The sequence below is a fragment of the Ktedonobacter sp. SOSP1-85 genome (genome assembly GCF_016587415.1).
In the GTDB taxonomy this organism is placed as follows: domain Bacteria; phylum Chloroflexota; class Ktedonobacteria; order Ktedonobacterales; family Ktedonobacteraceae; genus Ktedonobacter.
The window spans coordinates 5,867,340-5,886,873 of record NZ_BNJI01000001.1 but is presented as its reverse complement, the minus strand read 5'-3'; the positions used below and the strand labels follow the sequence as shown (position 1 = coordinate 5,886,873).

Annotated in this window: 17 protein-coding genes; 11 read left to right on the top strand and 6 right to left on the bottom strand. The window is 51.6% G+C overall.

The window, feature by feature from the left end; all coding sequences use genetic code 11:
• Positions 1 to 273 precede the first annotated feature (273 nt).
• Positions 274 to 1,275 (top strand): SRPBCC family protein, encoded by a 1,002-nt coding sequence (locus KTE_RS24615; RefSeq protein WP_201385647.1) that lies wholly within the window; start codon positions 274 to 276, stop codon positions 1,273 to 1,275.
• Positions 1,276 to 1,589: 314 nt separating this feature from the next.
• Here KTE_RS24615 and KTE_RS24610 read toward each other — a convergent pair whose 3' ends face one another.
• Positions 1,590 to 2,399 carry a class I SAM-dependent methyltransferase gene (locus KTE_RS24610; protein WP_201385645.1) on the bottom strand — a complete coding sequence of 270 codons (810 nt, stop codon included), beginning with the start codon at positions 2,397 to 2,399 and terminating at the stop codon, positions 1,590 to 1,592.
• A gap of 606 nt (positions 2,400 to 3,005) precedes the next feature.
• Here KTE_RS24610 and KTE_RS47725 point away from each other — a divergent pair.
• The 6 genes from KTE_RS47725 (at position 3,006) to KTE_RS24585 (ending at position 10,836) form a co-directional block, all read left to right on the top strand.
• Positions 3,006 to 3,215 carry a hypothetical protein gene (locus KTE_RS47725; RefSeq protein WP_236600562.1) on the top strand — a complete coding sequence of 70 codons (210 nt, stop codon included), beginning with the start codon at positions 3,006 to 3,008 and terminating at the stop codon, positions 3,213 to 3,215.
• Between the two features lie 39 nt (positions 3,216 to 3,254).
• Complete coding sequence (locus tag KTE_RS47720; RefSeq protein WP_236600688.1) at positions 3,255 to 3,722, top strand: transposase; 468 nt, start codon at positions 3,255 to 3,257, stop codon at positions 3,720 to 3,722.
• Positions 3,723 to 3,963: 241 nt separating this feature from the next.
• A complete protein-coding gene (locus tag KTE_RS24600) occupies positions 3,964 to 5,349 on the top strand; it encodes an ISNCY family transposase (RefSeq protein ID WP_201385644.1) in 1,386 nt (461 codons plus the stop codon).
• A gap of 291 nt (positions 5,350 to 5,640) precedes the next feature.
• A complete protein-coding gene (locus KTE_RS24595; RefSeq protein WP_201385643.1) occupies positions 5,641 to 6,753 on the top strand; it encodes an FAD-dependent oxidoreductase in 1,113 nt (370 codons plus the stop codon).
• Between the two features lie 383 nt (positions 6,754 to 7,136).
• Positions 7,137 to 10,418, top strand: a complete 3,282-nt coding sequence (locus tag KTE_RS24590) for a chemotaxis protein CheB (RefSeq protein WP_236600561.1) — start codon at positions 7,137 to 7,139, stop codon at positions 10,416 to 10,418.
• Positions 10,419 to 10,431: 13 nt separating this feature from the next.
• Positions 10,432 to 10,836: a hypothetical protein gene (locus tag KTE_RS24585; RefSeq protein WP_201385636.1), complete on the top strand. Its 405-nt coding sequence runs from the start codon at positions 10,432 to 10,434 to the stop codon at positions 10,834 to 10,836.
• Here the strand turns inward: KTE_RS24585 and KTE_RS24580 are convergent.
• The 3 genes from KTE_RS24580 to KTE_RS24570 form a co-directional block, all read right to left on the bottom strand.
• Positions 10,819 to 12,234: a zinc ribbon domain-containing protein gene (locus KTE_RS24580; protein WP_201385635.1), complete on the bottom strand. Its 1,416-nt coding sequence runs from the start codon at positions 12,232 to 12,234 to the stop codon at positions 10,819 to 10,821. The genes KTE_RS24585 and KTE_RS24580 overlap by 18 nt on opposite strands.
• Positions 12,200 to 12,811, bottom strand: a complete 612-nt coding sequence (locus tag KTE_RS24575; RefSeq protein WP_201385634.1) for an IS607 family transposase — start codon at positions 12,809 to 12,811, stop codon at positions 12,200 to 12,202. Before KTE_RS24575 ends, KTE_RS24580 begins: the two co-directional genes overlap by 35 nt.
• 288 nt (positions 12,812 to 13,099) lie before the next feature.
• Complete coding sequence (locus KTE_RS24570; protein ID WP_201385633.1) at positions 13,100 to 13,372, bottom strand: hypothetical protein; 273 nt, start codon at positions 13,370 to 13,372, stop codon at positions 13,100 to 13,102.
• Between the two features lie 167 nt (positions 13,373 to 13,539).
• Between KTE_RS24570 and KTE_RS49720 the strand changes: the two genes are divergently transcribed.
• Both KTE_RS49720 and KTE_RS24560 read left to right on the top strand, forming a co-directional pair.
• Positions 13,540 to 13,695, top strand: coding sequence for a sigma factor-like helix-turn-helix DNA-binding protein (locus KTE_RS49720; RefSeq protein ID WP_201385631.1), 156 nt, complete (start codon positions 13,540 to 13,542; stop codon positions 13,693 to 13,695).
• A gap of 27 nt (positions 13,696 to 13,722) precedes the next feature.
• On the top strand, positions 13,723 to 13,878 hold the full coding sequence (locus KTE_RS24560) for a hypothetical protein (RefSeq protein ID WP_201385629.1): 156 nt from the start codon (positions 13,723 to 13,725) through the stop codon (positions 13,876 to 13,878).
• Positions 13,879 to 14,397: 519 nt separating this feature from the next.
• Here the strand turns inward: KTE_RS24560 and KTE_RS24555 are convergent.
• Entirely contained in the window at positions 14,398 to 14,565 is a 168-nt protein-coding gene (locus KTE_RS24555; protein ID WP_201385627.1) for a hypothetical protein, read from the bottom strand.
• 152 nt (positions 14,566 to 14,717) lie between these two features.
• Here KTE_RS24555 and KTE_RS24550 point away from each other — a divergent pair, with 152 nt between their 5' ends.
• Positions 14,718 to 15,890, top strand: a complete 1,173-nt coding sequence (locus KTE_RS24550; protein WP_236600560.1) for an AI-2E family transporter — start codon at positions 14,718 to 14,720, stop codon at positions 15,888 to 15,890.
• A 139-nt stretch (positions 15,891 to 16,029) separates the two neighbouring features.
• Here the strand turns inward: KTE_RS24550 and sufB are convergent, their stop codons facing one another.
• The gene (sufB, locus tag KTE_RS24545) at positions 16,030 to 17,436 is read right to left on the bottom strand and encodes a Fe-S cluster assembly protein SufB (RefSeq protein WP_305068550.1); all 1,407 of its coding nucleotides are present in this window, start codon (positions 17,434 to 17,436) and stop codon (positions 16,030 to 16,032) included.
• A gap of 1,166 nt (positions 17,437 to 18,602) precedes the next feature.
• Here sufB and KTE_RS24540 point away from each other — a divergent pair.
• A complete protein-coding gene (locus KTE_RS24540) occupies positions 18,603 to 18,791 on the top strand; it encodes a hypothetical protein (protein ID WP_201385625.1) in 189 nt (62 codons plus the stop codon).
• Positions 18,792 to 19,534 lie beyond the last annotated feature (743 nt).

The following is a 19,534-nucleotide window of genomic DNA, read 5'->3' as shown; positions in this document are numbered from 1 at the left end:
CTAAATTTATTGCAGCGATTGTTGGAGAGGTGCCCTCTACAAGCCCTTTCTTCATCGATTGATCAACGGATAGCAATCCCAACATATTCCAGATTAAAATGCACACTCTGTACGAAAGAGAAGGGGATTTGAGTTGCATCCCTCAATGTGTTGAGAGACTGAATGTGTGAAGAGATGCGCTCTGTAGTAGAGCACGCGTCTGGCACCAAAACGGACCAGGGCTAGCTTCTTTGAGATAGCTCATTGTTGTGTTGGTAACGTGAGAGGGAGGGAATGATGGGTGAGTATCATGTGACGGTACTCGTACCGACATCAGTAAAGAATGCCTATGCGTTCTTTACCCATTTTCATGATTTTCCAAAGTATATGCATTCCGTTCGGGAGGTGACGTACTATGACACTCAACGGAGTCATTGGGTTGTACAGGTAGCAGGAAAACAAGAGTGGGATGCTGTGAATGAGAACTGGATTCCTGAGCGGCAGGTAGGCTGGAGATCGATAAAGGGGGTGCAGAATAGAGGTACGGTCAAGTTTACTCCCTTAGGAGCTGAGCAGACATCAGTAGATGTCTTCATCCACCATGACCCTCCGATGGGTATCGTCGGGAGAATGGCAGAATGGCTGGGAATAAATAGCCATTTTCAAACCGTGCTGGAAAAGGAGATGCAGAACTTTACCAGAATGGTAGAGGAGGCGCCCCGGGGAACAGCAGACCCAATGATGTCGCACTACCTGTTTCATCAAGAGAGCGCGTTCACAAGGGGAAAGACGACAGAGAGGCAACGGGCGTCAATGAAGAGTGATCCGATGATGTCTCCAGAGCATTTGCACGAGAGAGAGATAGTGGTAGCGTCTGAGCAAGAGGAGGAGACGCGAGAGAAAGAGAGCAGGCGAGTAGGGATGGAGCGGCGAAAGGGACAGATGCAGGAGGCAGTTAGAGCGCAAGACGAGATACTACAAAAACAAAGGGTGCTGGATCAGCAAGAAATACGAGAACGACATGAGAGGGAAGACATACAGAAAGGGATCAAGCATGAATTAGATCCAGTGCGTGATACATTGGGAGGGAGGAACGCATCAATGGAGCGTACAGCATTCGGGGACCAGGATGCGAGACATGAGCGTTTTCCACAACATCAAGAAGGTCCGATGACGGCACGTCCATTGAGATCGCAGAAGGATGAAATGCCAAAGCTTTCGGAGGAAGAAGAGAAGGCTGAATCGCAGTGGAAAAATCTTATTCGTGGACGATCACTAGAGGATGAGACGAAGTAGGTATCATGTCACCAAACCTCACGCATAAATGCGGGGGCTTGCATCTCTCCTCACTCTAGCCCGTGGATCAGAGGAGGATACATGAACCATCAAGACGAGCTTAATGACCATTAGGACAGGTGACAGACCGCTTTAACCAAGCGGTACAGGCCGTATATCGCCCCACACCGAGAGGGTACTCACAGGTTGAACGAGCGAGTAGAGCTTTGGCTCCATGCCGATCCGTGCATGTTGAACAGTTCGACCAATCGGTATCCATCGATTGCAAACAGTTTCTCATGCAAGTGGAGGAGTGCCTTTGTGCTGACCTGTTCTCAACTTATGGTTCCCTTGCAGAGAACAAAGCTGCGATATTCGACAGCGCCAGTGCGAAATGCCTCATACGTTTTTGCCCCCTGCACTCCCGCAAACAATTGGAAAATTTTTTGTAACTTCTTGGGTATTTTTTGTTGAATAAGATTCATTTTGCGCTGATTGTCAAGATCCAATGCTCTCACAACATTTGTGGTGATACATGTTTCTTCCAGCACTACGAAACCAGCATCTTGTAGCTGCTTACGTAACATCTCAACGTGATTCTTGTTACGAAAGTCAGTAAAGAGGAAGGAGCCATGTGGGCGAAGGATTCGAAAGACTTCGCGCAGAAAATCTTCCATTGACTCGTAACAATGGGAGGATTCGATATTCACGACTGCATCAAAGGTGTTTTCTCTAAATGGGAGCGATTGGGCATTTCCGAGGGAAAAGGAGAGTCCTTCTACCGAATACTGCTCGCGGCAGAATTGCACAGCAGTCACACAGCGATCAATACCAACCACTGATTTGGGCTGCAGATAACGCATCATATAAGAGGCCCCTCCTCCACGTCCACACCCTATTTCCAGCACATCCAGGTTTTTTAGCGTAATCGCGCCAGCGACTGCGTGATACAATTGGATACAATAGCGATCCTTCTCATCTTCGTCTTGCAATGCTATCGCTCCTGCATCAGGTCTAAGGTCAATATATCCATAATTCATGAAGAGCATCTGTGCTTCTTTATCTAATTGTGCCAGAGCCTGAAACCAGATTTTGAGGAGGAACCGTTTCGTGGCTGGAGAGATACGACAGGCCACATCAATCATTCCGGTTAACATACCTTCACCTCTTCCGTATAACAAAGCGTAAGAACGCAATCAGAATATATGCACTGTTCGACGATGGCAACAATGATGCTCCCAATGAGACCAACGTTGGTACCAGAGGTCATCTGGCTCGCGAGAAAACTACCGAGAAAAGCTCCAACGAAGCCAACCATGCTATCACTCGCGAGTCTGTAGCCACCACGACGCATAATTCGACTAAACTAGCGATTAAATCGATAACAAGTCAGATGACAATGCCTACGACACTTACACTGCGGCAAACATGAACGTTACAAATGTTCTATTGATCTTCTCCTTTGCATGAATGCCAATGGCACATACAGTGAGAAGCATCTTTGACCTGTGAAAAGCTTCCCTTCAAAATTATTGAACGTAAAGATGCACATCAATCATAGGAGATACGAATGATGTGAGTAGAGGTTTTCAGATCAATTGAGCATAGTTTATACGCAATTCAGCTAATTCATAATGAAAGATGGGTAGAAATATGTTTGTTCCTCCTCACGTAGACTTTATCCAATCGGTAGACAAAAAACGAAAGGCAGAGTAAGCTTCTCTCAAATTCTTACCAAGGAAAAAGAAGAGATGCTGACGCTGCTTACAAGGATTATACACGTGTTGCGCCACTTTGAAGAGGTCTTGAGCGAACGCGTGTGGGAATGGGGCAAGGTCCTCGTAATAGGAGCGGTCCTGGCTCCCGAAGAACGAACGATTGCTGCCATCTTGAGAGTGATGGGATGCTCAGACGAAAAGCAATTCCAGAACTACCATCGAGTGCTCAATCGGGCGACATAGTCGAGTCGAGAACTCAGTCGCCGCTTGCTGCTGTTGCTGGTGCCCCTATTTTTCCCAGGAAACGAGCCAGTGATCATAGGCATCGACGAAACCATCGAGCACCGACGAGGCCGCAAGATTGCCGCACGAGGGGTCTATCGTGATCCGGTTCGTTCGAGCAAGGAGTTTTTTGTGAAAACGAACGGGTTGCGCTGGATCTGTATGATGCTGCTGGCTCCCGTCCCCTGGGCGCAGCGGGTCTGGGCTTTGCCCTTTTTGACCGTGCTGGCCCCCTCGGAACGCTATCACGAAGAGCGCAAGATGCGACACAAAACCATCACGGATTGGGCCTGGCAGATGATCCTGCAATTCTCTCGCTGGATGCCTGATCGAAGCCCGGTGGTAGTCGCTGATGGGACCTATGCGGTACTGGATTTTCTGCGCTCAGGTGAGCCGCTTGCCTCAGGTGAACGCTATCACGCGCTTGCGCCTGGATGCCTGTTTGTACAATCCTGCCCCTGCACATGAGGCAGGAAAACGAGGCCGGCAGGCTCTCAAAGCTCCATATTCACCACATACACTTCTCTTGTTCATTCTACTACGCTCTTCCCACGCTCTTTCTGCTCGCAAGCGGCTTGAGAGGCTATAACCCCTGTCAAAGATCGAGCGGGGGAGAGGAATGGCTGATCAGACGAGGCGCGTAAGCAACAGGGGAAAGGACCCGTGTTTTGTAAAGCGGTGCTATGCTGGGGGAAAGGAGGCCAGAACGATGCTCATCGATGCGTACCAGCCAGAAGACGTGTTTGCCCGAGCGCCAAAACTCGCTGCCCAGATCGATCCCGTGCTGCAAACCCTCGACGGTTTGCTGGTGGATGACCAGTTGTATCAGCAGGTTCGCGATGATCTGGGCAAACGGTATCGCTTCACCCTGGTCCACGGACGCCACTCGACGCCAGTGGAAGTCATCCTGCGTATGTTGCTCTGTAAGCATTTGTATCAGTGGAGCTTCAAAGAAACTGAAGAGCGGGTCAAGGACAGCCTGGTGCTGCGCTGGTTCTGTCGGGTGTATTTTGCGCGGGTGCCTGATGAGACAACCTTGCTCCGCTGGTTACGCACCCTGCGTCCCGAAACCCTGCACGCGCTCAATGATCGGGTCGTGGAGTTGGCGAAGCAGGCCAAGGTGACCAAGGGGCGTAAGCTGCGGCTGGACGCCACCTGTGTGCAGACCGAAATTCATCATCCCACCGACAGCGGATTGCTGGTGGACAGTGGACGTGTGCTTTCTCGCCTGGTGAAGCGGGCCAAAGGGCTGGTCGCCGATCACGTGAGCTACCTAAAACAGACCTGTCGCTCGCGCCTGCGCTCGGCCAAACAGGTGGCCCAACGCCTGCATCGGCAGTTGCGGCGCAAGGGGGAAGCCAAAGAGGCGGAGCAAAAGCACCTGTATCAGAAGCTCATCGAGACGGCAGAGCACATGGTACAGCAGGCCACCCGTGTGATGGCAGCGCTCGGCCCGCAGCCTGAAGCGCAAGCGAAGCGGCTCTTCAGCGAGGCTGAGAGGATATTGCCCCTGGTCAGGCAGGTCATCGCCCAAACGCGTAGCAGGGTGCTCGAAGGCAAGAAGGTTGCCTCAGCCAACAAGGTCCTCAGCCTCTTCGAGCAGCACACGCGCGTCATTCCTCGCCACAAAGGCGGTGCTCTGGTCGAGTTTGGCCGGCACGTCATCCTGGACGAAGTCGAGGGGGGCATCGTGACGCGCTATGAGATCCTGGAACATCCGGAGGAGCATGGGCAGGCTATCGACGCCGTGGCCCATCATCGGGCGGTCTTTGCCCGGCCTCCCAACCTGGTGGCTGGGGATCGGGGCGTGCACTCGGCGGATACCGAGAAACGCCTCCTCGCTGTGGGCGTCAAACGAGTCGCGATCCCGGCGGAGGGCAAGCTCTCCGAAGAACGTCAAACACTGGAACGCACGCGAACCGTCCGGCGCGGCTATCGCTGGCGTGCCGGCATCGAGGGACGCATCGCGAGTCTAAGACGCGATTACGGCTGGCGCACAAGTGCCTATCACGGGCAAGAGGGGATGGAACGCTGGTTGGGCCTGGGGATCCTCGCCAGTAATCTCAGGCATATTGCGCAAAAGCAAGGGGCATAAAGCCCAACAAGACACAAACTCAACGAGCAGCAGAGAGATACTTGAGCTTATATTGGCTCCTTGGGCTTCTGGAGCCATTTCGCAGGGGATACTAGTACTAGATCCTACTTGTAAGTAGTGGAAGAAACACCATACTCTATACTAGATAGGAGGGACTAACATATGTACTGTCGCCAGCGTATCCTCGTCAATTACACCGTCTCTTACAGAATATATTGTTGTGTAGGAAAGAAGGCGAGCGACGAACAAACTGAATGATGAAGAGTATGCTCCCCTGGGAAGGAAATGGCAATGGCTCGTTACATGGAGACAAAGAAGCAGTCTCTCTCCTCTGATACAAAGAATGTATCTCATGAGCATATGTTGTTGATTCCTCGCCTCAGAGGGCAAGGTAGCGTGTATGAAGAGCGCATTGCCATCATTGGCTCTGGCCCCGTTGGACTCGCTGCCGCAAATATTCTTTTTCAATACGGCTACTGCCATGTGACGATCTTTGAGGCAAACCCGACGGTAGGAGGGGTGCTAGCGATGATGACGCCCTCCTTCGGTGTATCTCCACAAGCAGGAAAACAACTGATAGAGATGCTCCTTCGACCCGGTATAGAGGTTCGTTTGCATACGAAAATCGGGCGAGAGGTGATGTTTGAACAGATACTGCAAGACTTTGATGCGACATTGCTAGCTGTTGGGGCTCAACATGGTTTAGGTGGCGGCATTCCTGGTGAGAAAGAACTTCAAGGTGTGTTCTCCGCACTCGATATTCTACGTAACTCTTGCGCAGTCAAAAAAAGATTTTTCCAGGGGAGCATCGCTATCCTGGGTGGAAGCCGAGCCGCTTTTGAGGTTGCCGCTGTGGTCTTACAGGCAGGAGCACGTGTTGTCCATATCTTCTATCCAGGGCCATTGTCTGAGCTTCCCTTACAAGCTTGGAATCGAGTGACCTTACTGAAGAAGGAACTGTATCTTCATCCTTTTACCATGCCAATCAGCCTCATTGGAACCGAGGACATGAACATCTGCGGACTGCATTGTCGACAGACACGATGGATCTACGAAGAAAAAGGACGTCGTCTTGCTTTTGTTCCTGGGTACGGTCGTCGTTATCCCGCCGAAACAGTCATCATTGCGATTGAAGAGGTGCCAGATCTGTCATTCCTCCCTCCGAGCATGGTCATTTCACGTCCTTCTGCTGAGGAACTTCGACTCGTCGACGTGCTGACGACTCCTCTTCCAGGAGTCTTCGCAGCAGGTGATGTCATGGCAAACATGAAATCGTTATATGAGGCCTTTATGCAGGGAGAAGAAGCCGCGCACCGTATTCATGTATATCTACGAAGAAAGGCCGAAATGGAGCTTCCAGCAGCACTCACTTCGTCTCATCCTCTAATGACCGTCCACGAATAAGGTTTTTCCACTAGGAGATGCTTGCTTTCCAACGCTCTCCATACATGGTATGATGAGGACAATACAGCGTAACGAAATTATGCTGTCCTCCCTTTTTGCTCTTTAGCAGAGAAGGATCGTCAAACAGCCTGTTTGAGAAATATCGTGCTCTCGTGGCATTGCCTCTTCTCGTTCTCGACAAGCGTCCCGAATACCTTGACCTTTCCCCGCTCATCTTCTGGTCAGAAGCATATACGGTTGTGATTTCTGCCGCTCATAGAGAATGCGAACAACAACACATCCAGATGTTGCCCTCCTCTCTGTAACACTCGTACGTACATCATGTTTGTATTTCATGACACCCAGGTTTTCGCATGCCCATTGAAGAGGAAAAGAGGCTGGATATGGGAAACGATCTCAAAGGACTGACGCTGTCTGATGCGTCCAGGGAGGCGCCCTTTCCTATTGTGGGAATCGGTGCCTCTGCTGGAGGCTTAGAAGCATTTACCCATTTGCTCTCTCACTTGCCACCAACGACAGGAATGGCCTACGTCTTTGTACAGCACCTGGACCCCATGCATCACAGCATGTTACCGGATCTGCTTGCACGCGTCACCACGATGCCTGTATGTGTGGTCCAGGATCTGATGCGGGTGGAAGTGGATCAGGTCTATGTCATTCCTCCAAATGTCGATCTGACGCTGGAACAAGGAACCCTGCATCTTCTGCCACGAACGCAGCACGGCGGTCAGCACTTCACGATAGACCGCTTCTTCCGTTCGCTAGCAGCTGATCAGAAGCGTCAGGCTATCGGGGTGCTTCTTTCGGGAACGGCCACTGATGGCACCAAGGGTTTACAAGCGATTCAGGCGCAAGGGGGGATGACGTTTGCTCAAAACGCGGAGTCAGCAGCGTACCCACAGATGCCTCAGCATGCGATTTCCTCCCACTGCGTGGATCGGATCCTGCCACCAGAGCAAATTGCCCTGGCGCTGCTGGCTGATCTGGGGCATCTCTCCTTCAAAACGACCGTCTCACGGGAACCGGAGAGCTTGTCTGCTGATGAGCAGCAGGCGTTCACAACGATTTGTCTGTTGCTCAGCGCTGCTACCGGTGTGGATTTTCTCGCGTATCGGACCGCCACGCTGCAACGGCGCATCTTTCGTCGCATGGCCGTCATGCACCTGGACCAATTCCTTACGTATGCGACCTATCTGAAAGACCATCCGGCTGAGACGGAAGCGTTGAGTCAGGAAGTCCTGATCCATGTCACGCGTTTTTTTCGCGATCCACCCGCCTTTGAAGCTGTCACCCGCCTGGTCTTTCCAGAAGTCGTGCAGCATCTCTTGCCAGCAGAGCCCATCAGGATCTGGGTCGTAGGCTGTTCCACGGGCGAGGAAGTGTACTCGCTCGCCATCTCGTTGTTCGAGTTTCGTGAAGCACAAGAGCTTCCATTCCTTTTTCAAATCTTTGCGACTGATCTGGATGCGGGGGCTCTCAAGCAGGCCAGGGCGGGCATCTACCAGCGAGAGACCTTACAGGCGGTATCCTCGGAGCGCTTGCAGCGCTTCTTTCTTCCTCTCGATAGGAGTAGAGGGCGCTACCAGGTCAACGAAGCCATCCGTGAACAGTGTGTTTTTGCACGACACGACGTGACGCACGATCCGCCATTTTCGCGGGTAGACCTGATCAGTTGCCGCAACGTCCTCATGTATCTGATGCCTCCTGCGCAAGAGAAGGTCTTGCAAACCCTGCATTATGCCATCAAATCACATGGCTTCTTGCTGCTTGGGGCCTCAGAAAGCGTTGATCCAGATTCCACGCTTTTTACCCGTGTGGAGCAGCACCAGAAAGTGTTTACCAAAAAAAGCTGGGCGCAACACCTCTTGCCGCCTGTTCTCAGCACAGGAGTTGAGCGTGCTACCAGACAAGAGAGCGTCAAGAAGGAGCTACAGGAGATGATCCATGAACCTACTCTTCAACAAGAAGCTGAACGTCTACTGCTGACCACGTATGCACCGGCCAGCGTCATTCTCGATGCAGATCTGCACATCCTCCACCTGCGTGGAAACACCGGCCTCTACCTGGAGCCAAGCGCCGGGAAAGCCACTTTTCATGTGCTCAAATGGGTCCGTGAAGGGTTAAAATTGGGTCTGCGTGCAGCCATTTTTACCGCACAGAAGGAAGATCGTCCTATCACGAGAGAAGGATTACACCTGAGCAACACGAATCGCCTGGTGCAGATTACAGTCGTGCCACTCAAAACGTCTTCCCTCATCCGTGGTTTTCTCGTCCTCTTTGCAGAGGGACCGCCTCTGGCCCCGCTCGTCGCAGCACCGCTCTCCCTGAGGAAGCTCCTGGGTAGACAAGCCGGGCGCACCACCGGTGCCACCCGAATCGCCACCCTGGAACAAGAACTGGCACAGACTCAGGTAGAGGTACAGGCCACGCTGGATGCAGACGAGAGAGCCAATGCGTCCTTGCAGGAAGCCAACGAGGAGGTCCGGTCAAGCAATGAGGAACTGCAAAGCCTCAATGAAGAATTAGAGACATCCCAGGCCGAAGTACAAGCCATCAATGAAGAACTGACCAGCACGAACCAGGAACTGCAAACGCGCAATGAGCAACTGCGTGTGGCCCAGGACTATGCGGAGTCTATTGTCGAGACGGTTCGCGAACCGCTGGTCGTCCTCAATGCAGAGATGCAAGTGCAGAGTGCCAATACGGCTTTCTATGCGTTTTTTCATGTCGTTCCCCCACAGATTGCGCAACAGACGCTATGGGAACTGGGCAATGGGCAATGGGATCGTCCCCAGGTCCGAGCGCTCCTCCAGCAGGTCCGAGACACACACCACTCTTTCCAGGATATTGAGGTCGAACACGACTTTCCCACCATTGGGCGCAAGATCATGCTGCTCAGCGGTCGCGCAATCGTCAGCGAACGAAAAGGCGCCAGGGATCATTTGATCCTGCTGGCGATGGAGGATATTACTGCACGCAAGGAGCTCGAGCGGCAAAAAGAGACGTTCCTTGGCATGGTCAGCCATGAACTCAAAACGCCCCTCACCAGTGCGAAGGGCTTCGTCCAACTGCTCCAACGGCGTCTGAGCAAAGCGGGAGATGAGCACATGGCACCCGAGCTTGAGCAGGTCGATAGAAGCCTGGAGAAGCTATCGCGCTTGATCAGCAGTTTGCTCGATGCCAGCGCGTTGGAAACAGGCATGCTCTCCATCCACGCAAGCGTCTTTGCGGTGGATGATCTGGTACGAGAGATGGTCAAGGAACAAAAACAGCTCTGGCCTCATCGCCTCTTTCTTGAGAGTACCATCCAGATACGGGCTTACGCTGATCGAGAACGTAGCGGACAAGTCTTACAGAACCTGCTCAGCAATGCATTGAAATATTCCCCTGTGGGTGAGCCGGTGTGGGTGAGCGTCTCAGTCGATGACGATATGATTCGGTTGAGCGTGCAGAACCGGGGCAAAGGTATTCCCCAGGACCAGCACGCCAGGATCTTTGAGCGCTTCGTTCGGGGTGCTCAACCCGAACAGAATACGGTGAAAGGCATGGGACTAGGGCTCTATATTGCCGCACAGATCGTGACGCAGCAGGGAGGGCGGATCTGGGTGGAAAGCACCCTCAACGAGGGAGCAACGTTCTTCTTTACCCTTCCTCTGGCGGCTTAAGCTGATTATCCTCTTGCTGGTTGCGAGCCTCGTCTCGGCAATACTGAGTGATCCCGTTGACGCCAGCATCATCGTTGTCATCGTCCTGCTCAGCAACGTGCTCAACTTTGTTCAGACCTCACGGTCTCAGAACTCCGTTGAGAAACTGCGTGCGAATGTTGCCCCCACGACAAGCGTGCGACGCGATGGTGCATGGCTTGAACTGCCACGTCGCGTAGTGGCACCAGGGGATATCGTTCGCCTAGCGGCAGGAGGCCTGGTGCCTGCTGATGCGTGCCTGGTCAATGCCACCGATCGCCATGTGCAGCAGACTGGAATTTATCCTTTTTTTTCCGACAAATGTGTACAGAGTATAGTTGCTCATTGTATGGACAGGTATTCCCTGCCTACACAACTCGCCTTAACCTACGTCCGTTGACATCTCTGAGCACGCCCAAAGATCCAACTGGACGGGCGGTTCCACTACGAGGAACCGGAATTCTTGCTTCCACTGCTCATGCCGCAAGAGGAGCAGTGCTTTGATTTGGTGCCGGTCCTGGCAGGCACGCAACTCCCGGTCGCCAAGCCGCGATGCAATATTCTGCGCGGCGTTAGTGTCTGCGTGGGTCGCGTGACCGCAAACCCGGCAACAGAACGTCTGCTGATTGGGGCGATTTTTTCGGTCTATGTAGTGGCACACATGGCACTCTTGCGACGAATAGGCGCTCTTCACCTTTGTGGCGGTGACACCGCGTTTGGTGGCATTCCACTCAAGGTGCACTGGAATATGCGCGAGGTTGGAGGCACGCAGGTACGCGTTCATGGCGCGGGCTTTGAAGCGCATCGAGGGCACTGATAATTGTTCGTAGGCAAACTGACAGCCTTCGTGTTCTTCAAAACAGAGGTTGACGGTTCGATTGATCGATTGCTTGATGTGCCGGATGAGCCTCTGTCCTGTGCGACTGGTGGTGGAGGGGAGTTTCTCCTTGGGGACGCCTTTCTTTTTCAAGCAGGCTCGCAGTTTCGCCTTGCGCCGTCGTTTTTCGCGATCCTGCCGATTCCGTTCTTTCATCCGCCCATTGAACGAGCCGTACTGTTTGCCATCGGAGGTGGTGATGAAATTGGCGATACCGACGTCAATGCCAATGACCGGCGCGTCGTTCCTGGTCTCTGGCAGGATTTCTTCGTCATAGGTCAGGGTCAACCACCACGCCCCTGCTCGTTTATTGAGGGCCACACTCCTATTGATCTTCCGACGCTTGCCCGTGTGAGGATCAGTGAGCTGTATTTTGTGGTAGTTAGCAAGCACAACCGGAATGAGAAGTTGCTTTCTGAACGTCAGGGTCGAAACCTTGAGCCAGTAATCCACGGTCGAATCGGTGGCTGCTTCCAATTGGACCACATTGACATTGGCTTGAATGCAGGGTTGGCGCAACGTCGGAATGTTCCACTCCCGCCATTGCGGTTCCTTTGCTTCTGCTTTGAGCGTGCCTTCTTCCCGTTGTTTCTGATACTCAGCCAACGCGTCCAGATACACTTGATAGGCGTTGGCGCGATTGGTCCGCCAGGACTTGGCGATGCCCGCCGCCTGTTGGATCGCGACGCGTTGCCATCGCTCGGAGAGAGCGGTCGGAAAGCAAGGAGCGCGAAAGCCGTTGGGGAGTTCCTCATCGCAAAACAGCGTCACATACTGCTGCATCAACGCAAGATAGACCTCGGCCAGTTCGTTCAGGGCAGCGAGTTTGCCTGGATTTGCCCGTTCCAATCCAATATGGGTGATTGCACGCGTGATGGTACGCGGCTCACCCTTCTTGGGGGGCTTCTTGCGCTTCTTCATAGCTTCCCTGCTCCAATTCTTGCACAATTTTTTCCGTTTTGCGCTTTGCCCGGCGTTGCCCATACAATCGAGCACAGAACGAATAAATGATGCTGGTGAGGTCAGCCAGCAAATCTTCGGTGCCACTCTCTGCTTGATTGACCACTTCAATCTCGCGCCCATAGGTTTTGAGCAACGTTTCGATGTAGCGAAAGCCAAAGCGCGTGCCACGATCTTTGTGTTCAATCACGATGCGCCCAATGCTTGGATCAGCCAGCAACGCCAGAAACTTGGGCCGATTGTCATTGACCCCAGAACCGATTTCTTTGACCACCTTGCTCACCTGATAGCCTCGCGCCGTACAGTAGGCTACCAACCGTTCCGCCTGGCTGTCCAGGTTTGACGTGTTTTCGGCTGAGGACACCCGCGTGTACACCACCACATTGGCAAGGGCAGGCCGTTCTTTCACGGGCACTGGTTCTGTCACCAGAATAGTGCCCGTATCCATTTGGTGCCCGGCGATCTTGCCTGCCTTATACCACCTCCAGGCGGTTCGGTAGCTAATGCCTTGTTGTTTCGCATAATCGATCAATTTCATATCATGATTATAGCATACATGGCCGTATTTGTCTATAGCTGTCTATTCCTCGAGTGAACGTTTCCCAATACCTGTCGTAATGGCGCATTTTGATCAGTTTGAGCAAGTAAAGGACCGGGTTATCAATCAATCGGTCCAGAAGCTGATACGACATTGCAGTCGTAGATCGAAGGAAAGTAATGCCAATCACCAGAGGTGCCTGCACGTCCCTACCACATTTTTGAGCAAACCCCTCTCGAAGAGAGGCAAGGACGAATATGTTGGAGGAACAAGGATCTAACGTACTCATCACACTGCCAGGTGAGGTCTCTCCTGAGCATTGCCTTCTCCCAAACCAAGCAAAATGACGCTCAACTTGTCCAAGCGAGTCAACAGGGGAATCAGGACGCCTTTGCGCTTCTCGTGCAAAGATACCAGCATTGCGTCTTCACTTTGAGTGTGCAGATACTCCTGGACGACGACGCTGCCAGTGAGCGTACTCAGGAGACGTTCCTGGCGGCGTGGCGGGGGTTGCCATCGGTTCCGTGGCGAAGTGCGCTTTTCGACCTGGCTGTATCGCATCGCCCTCACATCTTGTGTTCAGCAACGGGAAAGACGCACGCGGGGGAACGTGCGACACGCGAACAAGCAGATGGACCAGAGGCTTGAGGGGATGAACACCGAGCAGACAGACGAGACCATCGTACGCGAGCAATTGGTACAACTGCCGAGCAGATATCGGCACCATCTTGATCTTGCGCTATCTTCAAGACAGGACGTATGAAGAGATGGCGTACATCCTCAGCCTGTCCATTGGCACCGTCAAGGCGCAGTTCTTTCGGGCTAGAACGCAGCTCTCGGAATGCATCCTGGCACAGCACTCGCTCGCACAAGAAACGGCTTAGCGACCTTACGCAGGGAACGAGAACAGGATGGAGACATCTGAGCAAGGTCGCTTTCACGCAAGGAGGCAGAACAGTCCTGCCGTCAACCAGGAGGCGAAGTGCTTTTCGCAGCAACAGCATGCCAGCCAGGCGATAGCAGCAATAGGGCTGGGGAGAGAGCAACAGCACAGCGCGTTGATCTAAACAGAATGCCTGATTGAACCAATGGCGCGAGTGGTTGGGAGAGCACAACGGAGTTGGATTGAGCAACGACACGGCTGGGTGAGCCAGCAGGACGAAAAGCTGATGCAACAGAAAACAGGGGTCATCCTGCAAGTAGCGTGGCTATACTGGCATTGACCCAATGTGAGAGTGGCTTGAATGTGGGAGAGCCATATCCTAGACTGCTGGCCTGATTCGCTATGAACGTGGACATCTAGTCAGCCCAATCCTCTTCCATTGATGAAGGTAGGTATAGAGAACCTCACGACGTAGAGGACATACTGAGTGGCATCCATGGATTGTTTGAGAAAAAAGGAATAGCGGTCATAATTTAATAGGGCTATAAAAATAACGCACAAGAGGCTAAAGTAAAAAAGTCATTTTAGCCTCTTGTGCGTTATTTAGTGAAGGTTTTACAGCAAGCGACTGTGTATTCTCCTGTTCAAAGTGTATCTTTTTCATAGGTCGAGAAAATGTAACTTTTACTTTCATCAAGGCGTGTCAAGCATAATACGGAAAATTGTTTCCACCTTGATGGCCATGCCCGAGGTGAGCAAACAGTTCTTCTTGGGTATGAATTAGCAAGTATTTGCCCCAAAGATATCCACCAACAATTGTTCCTCTTCCTGGCATGGTGAAGCATTCCTTGAGAAAATGCTCAATTGTCATGCTCAGGATTCCCGATAACCCCTTAATCACCGTTTACGTAGGCAATGCACATCACTGAGAAACAAAGCATGTCATTTTCTATTTCACGATCAAGAAACGACCGTGCTTTGATCCGCCTTCCTTGAAAAAGGTTTTTTGCCTGAGGAGTTCTTATGTCCTTCTTCACCCGCGCTATGCCTCGAGTCGAGGAAACCGCAACAACATGGGCGCGACGACGAGATATCCCGATTGCTATTCTAGCCTGGATTGCCGTCGTGGCCATTATCCTGTGGGGAGCAAGCCACATTATTCGTACTCTCCTCTTGTTAGCGATTGCAGCATTGCTTGCCTATGCTCTTGCTCCTGGAGTTAAAGTATTGCAACGCTTTATGCCGCGTTTTCTGGCGATCCTGTTTATGTACCTGGTTGTGCTGGGTGCTCTAAGTTTCCTGATCTACCTTATTGTATCGACTGCGATAGCCCAGGTCAGCTCTCTAGCCTCGACTATTCACACATTGCTCACACCTACGAGTGCAACGCGGCTCTCTCCTTTTGAGCAGGCATTGCGTTCGTTTGGTCTCACTCCAGACCAAATTGCATCGTTTCGCACTCAGATAACCAGTCGACTTGAAGGAACTGCCGGAAGCGCACTGCCCTTTGTCACTGGTGTATTCGATGTGCTTTTAGATGTCATCGTGATTGCGGTCCTGAGTGTCTATCTGCTTCTCGACGGATCGCGGGCATCAAATTGGATTCGTCAAAATGCGCCAAGGCTTACGCAGGCCAATTTCGTGCTTGATGCGGTACAGCATATTGTGGGGGGCTATATTCGAGGTCAACTGCTTCTCTCAACCTTAATAGGTGTCCTGGTGGGCGGCGGAATGTTCGCCTTTCATGTTCCCTATGCTGTATTGCTGGGCGTGCTTGCATTTGTACTGGAGTTTATTCCCGTTCTAGGGACGTTGGTATCGGGTGCTATCTGCATCCTGATTGCGTTGACACAAGGATGGTTGATCGCGTTAGGTGTGTTGATCTACTTCGTAGTTGTTCACATTATTGAAGGTGATGTCGTAGGGCCGCGCATCGTCGGGAAAGCGATTGGATTGCATCCAGTGATTTCTATTGCGGCCCTGATTGCGGGCGCTGAACTCTTTGGTATCTGGGGCGCACTCTTTGCCTCACCTGTCGTGGGCGTCCTTCAGGTAATAATTGTCGCACTCTGGTCTAGCTGGCGCCAGCATCGCCCTGAACAATTTGTACAGGTGAAGCAACAGGTCACTGACCAGGTTGAAGGGGAGCATACGGTACCGGTAATGAGAGGGGTGCAGGAAGAAACCATGTCATAGCGACGCATTAGAACGTGCGCTGTCGTTGTTTTGTATGCCAATCTACCAGGAGGAAGATGTTGTTATCGTCTTTCTGTTCATGTGGTTATGAAAACGAGCAAGAATAACGCAAGTAGTGATCCCTGCTCGTTACTGCCGTTTAGCCGACGCTTCCCGACATCTCCAACTGGATCAGGCGGTTCAATTCAACCGCGTACTCCATAGGAAGTTCCTTCATGATTGGCTCGATGAAGCCATTGACGATCAACGAATAGGCCTCTGCCTCATGGAGGCCACGGCTCATCAGGTAGAAAAGCTGATCATCACCGACCTTCGAGACGGTTGCCTCATGACCGATTTCGGTCTGGTTCTCTTCAACGCGAATCGTCGGATAGGTATCGGTGCGAGCGTGCTCATCGAGCAAGAGCGCGTCACAGCGCACACTGGACTTGGTGTGGTGCGCACCCGGGTTAACGCGAACCAGGCCACGATAAGAAGCTCGACCATTTCCTTTCGAGACCGACTTCGAGAGAATCTGCGACGTCGTGTGCGGAGCAAGATGCGTGACCTTCGCTCCAGCATCCAGGTGCATCCCGTCACTAGCAAATGCCACTGAGAGAATATCACCACGAGCGCCCGGCTCCATCAATAAGACCGCGGGATACTTCATCGTTACCTTCGAGCCGAGGTTCCCATCGACCCATTCCATCGTCGCGTCCCGGTATGCCACCGCGCGCTTTGTCACGAGATTATAGACGTTCTTCGACCAGTTTTGGATGGTTGTGTAACGAACACGGGCACCTTCCATTACTTTAATCTCTACGACAGCACTATGCAGGCTATCGCTTGCATAGGTAGGTGCGGTACATCCCTCCACATAGTGAACATAGGAGCCGGGGGCAGCGATAATCAACGTGCGCTCGAACTGGCCCATGTTCTGAGCATTGATACGAAAGTAGGCTTGCAAAGGGATTTCCACCCGCACGCCCTCTGGCACATACACAAAGCTGCCACCACTCCACACGGCGCTGTTGAGCGAGGCAAATTTGTTATCGGACGGCGGAATAACGGTACCGAAATGCTCTTTCACGATGTCGGGATACTCGCGCAGTGCCGTATCCATATCAGTGAAAATTACACCGAGCTTTTCAAGGTCGGCCCGCATCTTGTGATAGACGGCTTCACTCTCATACTGCGCCGTGACACCTGCCAGGAACTTCTGTTCAGCCTGCGGTATACCAAGTCGATCAAAGGTCTCCTTGATTTCAGCTGGAATGTCATCCCAGGTCTTTCCCTGTTGGGCAACCGGCTTAATATAGTAGTAAATGTTCTCGAAATCGATTCCCGATAAATCAGCGCCCCAGGTTGGCATGGGACGCTTCTCGAAGAGGGCCAGGCTCTTGAGGCGGAATTGGCGCATCCAATCAGGCTCGCCCTTCATTTCGGAAATTTGCTCAACAACCTTCTTACTTAGTCCTCGCTCAGACTTGAAGACATACTTTTCTGCCATGTGGAATCCGGCAGTATACTCCTGTTGTTCTGTATCATATACCTGAGTACCCATCATACTTTACTCCTTCTCACATTGCTCTTCGTGCAGGAAACTCGGTATTCCTGTATATAAGTTCTGACTTAACTACTTCTAATTCATGTATTCGTATGTGTGTTGTGCATCAGCGTCATCGGAGGAAATAAACAGTCACTTCTCTTATGGGAGAACCTCATCTTTTTGTGCTTGCCTTTCCAGGTGATATCGAATGGTCATATACCCAAAGGACCCCAAAAAGATGACAAGGATGAGTATCAGAGGGATGAGGAGTTGCATGTTGGCCTCCTTCTCTAGAGTGCTTCTCTGTGAAGGGTGTATGATAGAAAGAAAAAATGCCAGATTATGAATGAAGAAGGTGGTCGTGAGTGTGAAGAGGATCTTATACGCGAGACATATCTCATGAAAATAGCGATGAGATATTCTTATTATATACTATTTTTTTAGTAGTTGCAATTAAAACTTGGACTAGTAAATAAATATTTTCATTGAGTATTTTCTCTGCTATTAATACATATTGTATTTTTTCTAGAATAGTGTATACTAAAGGTAGCCCATAGAATTTCCCATGAGTCAAGCCGCTCACACTATGTTCCTCGTACCCACCAATGCTCTGAGCCCTCCTCTCTCCATTCGGTAAACGTGATTGCTCCAATGGTCATGTTCGCTCTCTCGCGTTTGTGCCTCCTCTCTTCCCTCAGGCAGATGCATCTGGAGGAGAGAAATACAGGACTGCATGATTATGGAAACCTTCCTTCTACCCTTGCTCTTCTTCGTACTCCTGATAGCTCTTCTCTGGTTCAGAGAGACACAGGATCGGCGCCAACGAATCCACCGAAGAAAACGACACTCTCTCTCCGATGGCGCCGTTTCATGAGTCTGCTCCCGGTTGACATACTCTCAGCAGAAGAAGCGCTCCTCTTCTTGGTCACAAGAAAGACAACACCTATGACCATCATTCAAGAAACACACGCGCCAGTCAAGGCGATGAGAAACGCACAACCGGATGAGTATCCAGAGACAGTGTTATAGATGGCCGTATGCGAGACCTTGGAGTAAAACCTTGCAGCCGGTTCTTTCCACTATGAAGTGGAAAGTCTGGAGGAGGGAAACGATGTCTGTTCAACGAAAACGGTATAGTTCAGAAGAAAAGACCAGGTTTGTTAACGGGTGAGAAGGAAAAAGCAATGTCACAACCTGCCATATCACAGCAAGAAGTAAAGAGTTATAGGCCCGGCCTGTTTCGTTCATCGTATCAGAAGTATGAACACGACTTGAAACGTCACACAGAACGAGGCTGGCGACTGGTCTCTTGTACAGTAGCGGGACGGGATATCTTCGGGCATATATGGCTCACGGCGACCTATGAGCGGTAAACGAAAGAGCGAAGGGATCATTCTTCATTCCAATTTTCTTAGAAATAGGGTATACTTGAACTAGTCTACACTTCTTAGTATAAGCTTTCCCCTCCAACCAAATCTCTTGTAGCAACTGGCGCTCAGAACCCCCTTCATCAACGAAACCTACCGTCTGAGATGGTCCTGTTCTCTCTCTGGTGTTTCCCTCCTCTCCTTGTTATGGGAGACCTTGCCAGGGCAAGGCTCGCCTCTCATCGTGAGCTGGTGAAGAAGAACGGGAGAGTAACCGTGTCTATCACTGTTTCTTCTGCACCTTGTGATCCTCCAGCGTGATCTCTGGATTGAGAACAGACGATATCAACTCCAAATTGTGCAGCAGGGCAAGTGAGACAGTTGACCCTCTCAGCAGGACACGCATGCATTTTCCCGTTTTGTCCGAAGAAGGCAGCGGTCCCTTTCTTCTAGAAAGGCAACAACTGATGATACTTGAGAGTCTACGAACTTCATGCCTAGACAGAAGGATCAGTACCTCGTGAATCTCCCGTAAGCACGCAACGTCTCTAAGACATTACTAAAACGAACGAGGGCGTTCCTCGCTCGATGACGTATCCAGGTCTGGTTGGTCCTCCAACCGGGGTAAAAGCTACCCTCACCATTTTCTGGACAACATCCTCATTCACTGCGTACCGATCCATTAGTCGATGAAAAGCTATGATCAAGAGTAAGAAAGCCTGAATGTACTTCCTCTCACAACCCCGCCG

Excerpts from the sequence above, each read along its gene's own strand:
- KTE_RS24610 (WP_201385645.1), bottom strand. The coding sequence starts at position 2,399 with ATGATTGATGTGGCCTGTCGTATCTCTCCAGCCACGAAACGGTTCCTC.
- KTE_RS24560 (WP_201385629.1), top strand. The coding sequence starts at position 13,723 with ATGGAGACATCTGAGCAAGGTCGCTTTCACGCAAGGAGGCAGAACAGT.
- KTE_RS24555 (WP_201385627.1), bottom strand. The coding sequence starts at position 14,565 with ATGACAATTGAGCATTTTCTCAAGGAATGCTTCACCATGCCAGGAAGA.
- KTE_RS24575 (WP_201385634.1), bottom strand. The coding sequence starts at position 12,811 with ATGAAATTGATCGATTATGCGAAACAACAAGGCATTAGCTACCGAACC.
- KTE_RS24600 (WP_201385644.1), top strand. The coding sequence starts at position 3,964 with ATGCTCATCGATGCGTACCAGCCAGAAGACGTGTTTGCCCGAGCGCCA.
- KTE_RS24590 (WP_236600561.1), top strand. The coding sequence starts at position 7,137 with ATGGGAAACGATCTCAAAGGACTGACGCTGTCTGATGCGTCCAGGGAG.
- KTE_RS24540 (WP_201385625.1), top strand. The coding sequence starts at position 18,603 with ATGTCACAACCTGCCATATCACAGCAAGAAGTAAAGAGTTATAGGCCC.
- KTE_RS24580 (WP_201385635.1), bottom strand. The coding sequence starts at position 12,234 with ATGAAGAAGCGCAAGAAGCCCCCCAAGAAGGGTGAGCCGCGTACCATC.
- KTE_RS24595 (WP_201385643.1), top strand. The coding sequence starts at position 5,641 with ATGGCTCGTTACATGGAGACAAAGAAGCAGTCTCTCTCCTCTGATACA.
- KTE_RS47725 (WP_236600562.1), top strand. The coding sequence starts at position 3,006 with ATGCTGACGCTGCTTACAAGGATTATACACGTGTTGCGCCACTTTGAA.
- KTE_RS24570 (WP_201385633.1), bottom strand. The coding sequence starts at position 13,372 with ATGCGATACAGCCAGGTCGAAAAGCGCACTTCGCCACGGAACCGATGG.
- KTE_RS24550 (WP_236600560.1), top strand. The coding sequence starts at position 14,718 with ATGTCCTTCTTCACCCGCGCTATGCCTCGAGTCGAGGAAACCGCAACA.
- KTE_RS24615 (WP_201385647.1), top strand. The coding sequence starts at position 274 with ATGATGGGTGAGTATCATGTGACGGTACTCGTACCGACATCAGTAAAG.
- sufB (WP_305068550.1), bottom strand. The coding sequence starts at position 17,436 with ATGATGGGTACTCAGGTATATGATACAGAACAACAGGAGTATACTGCC.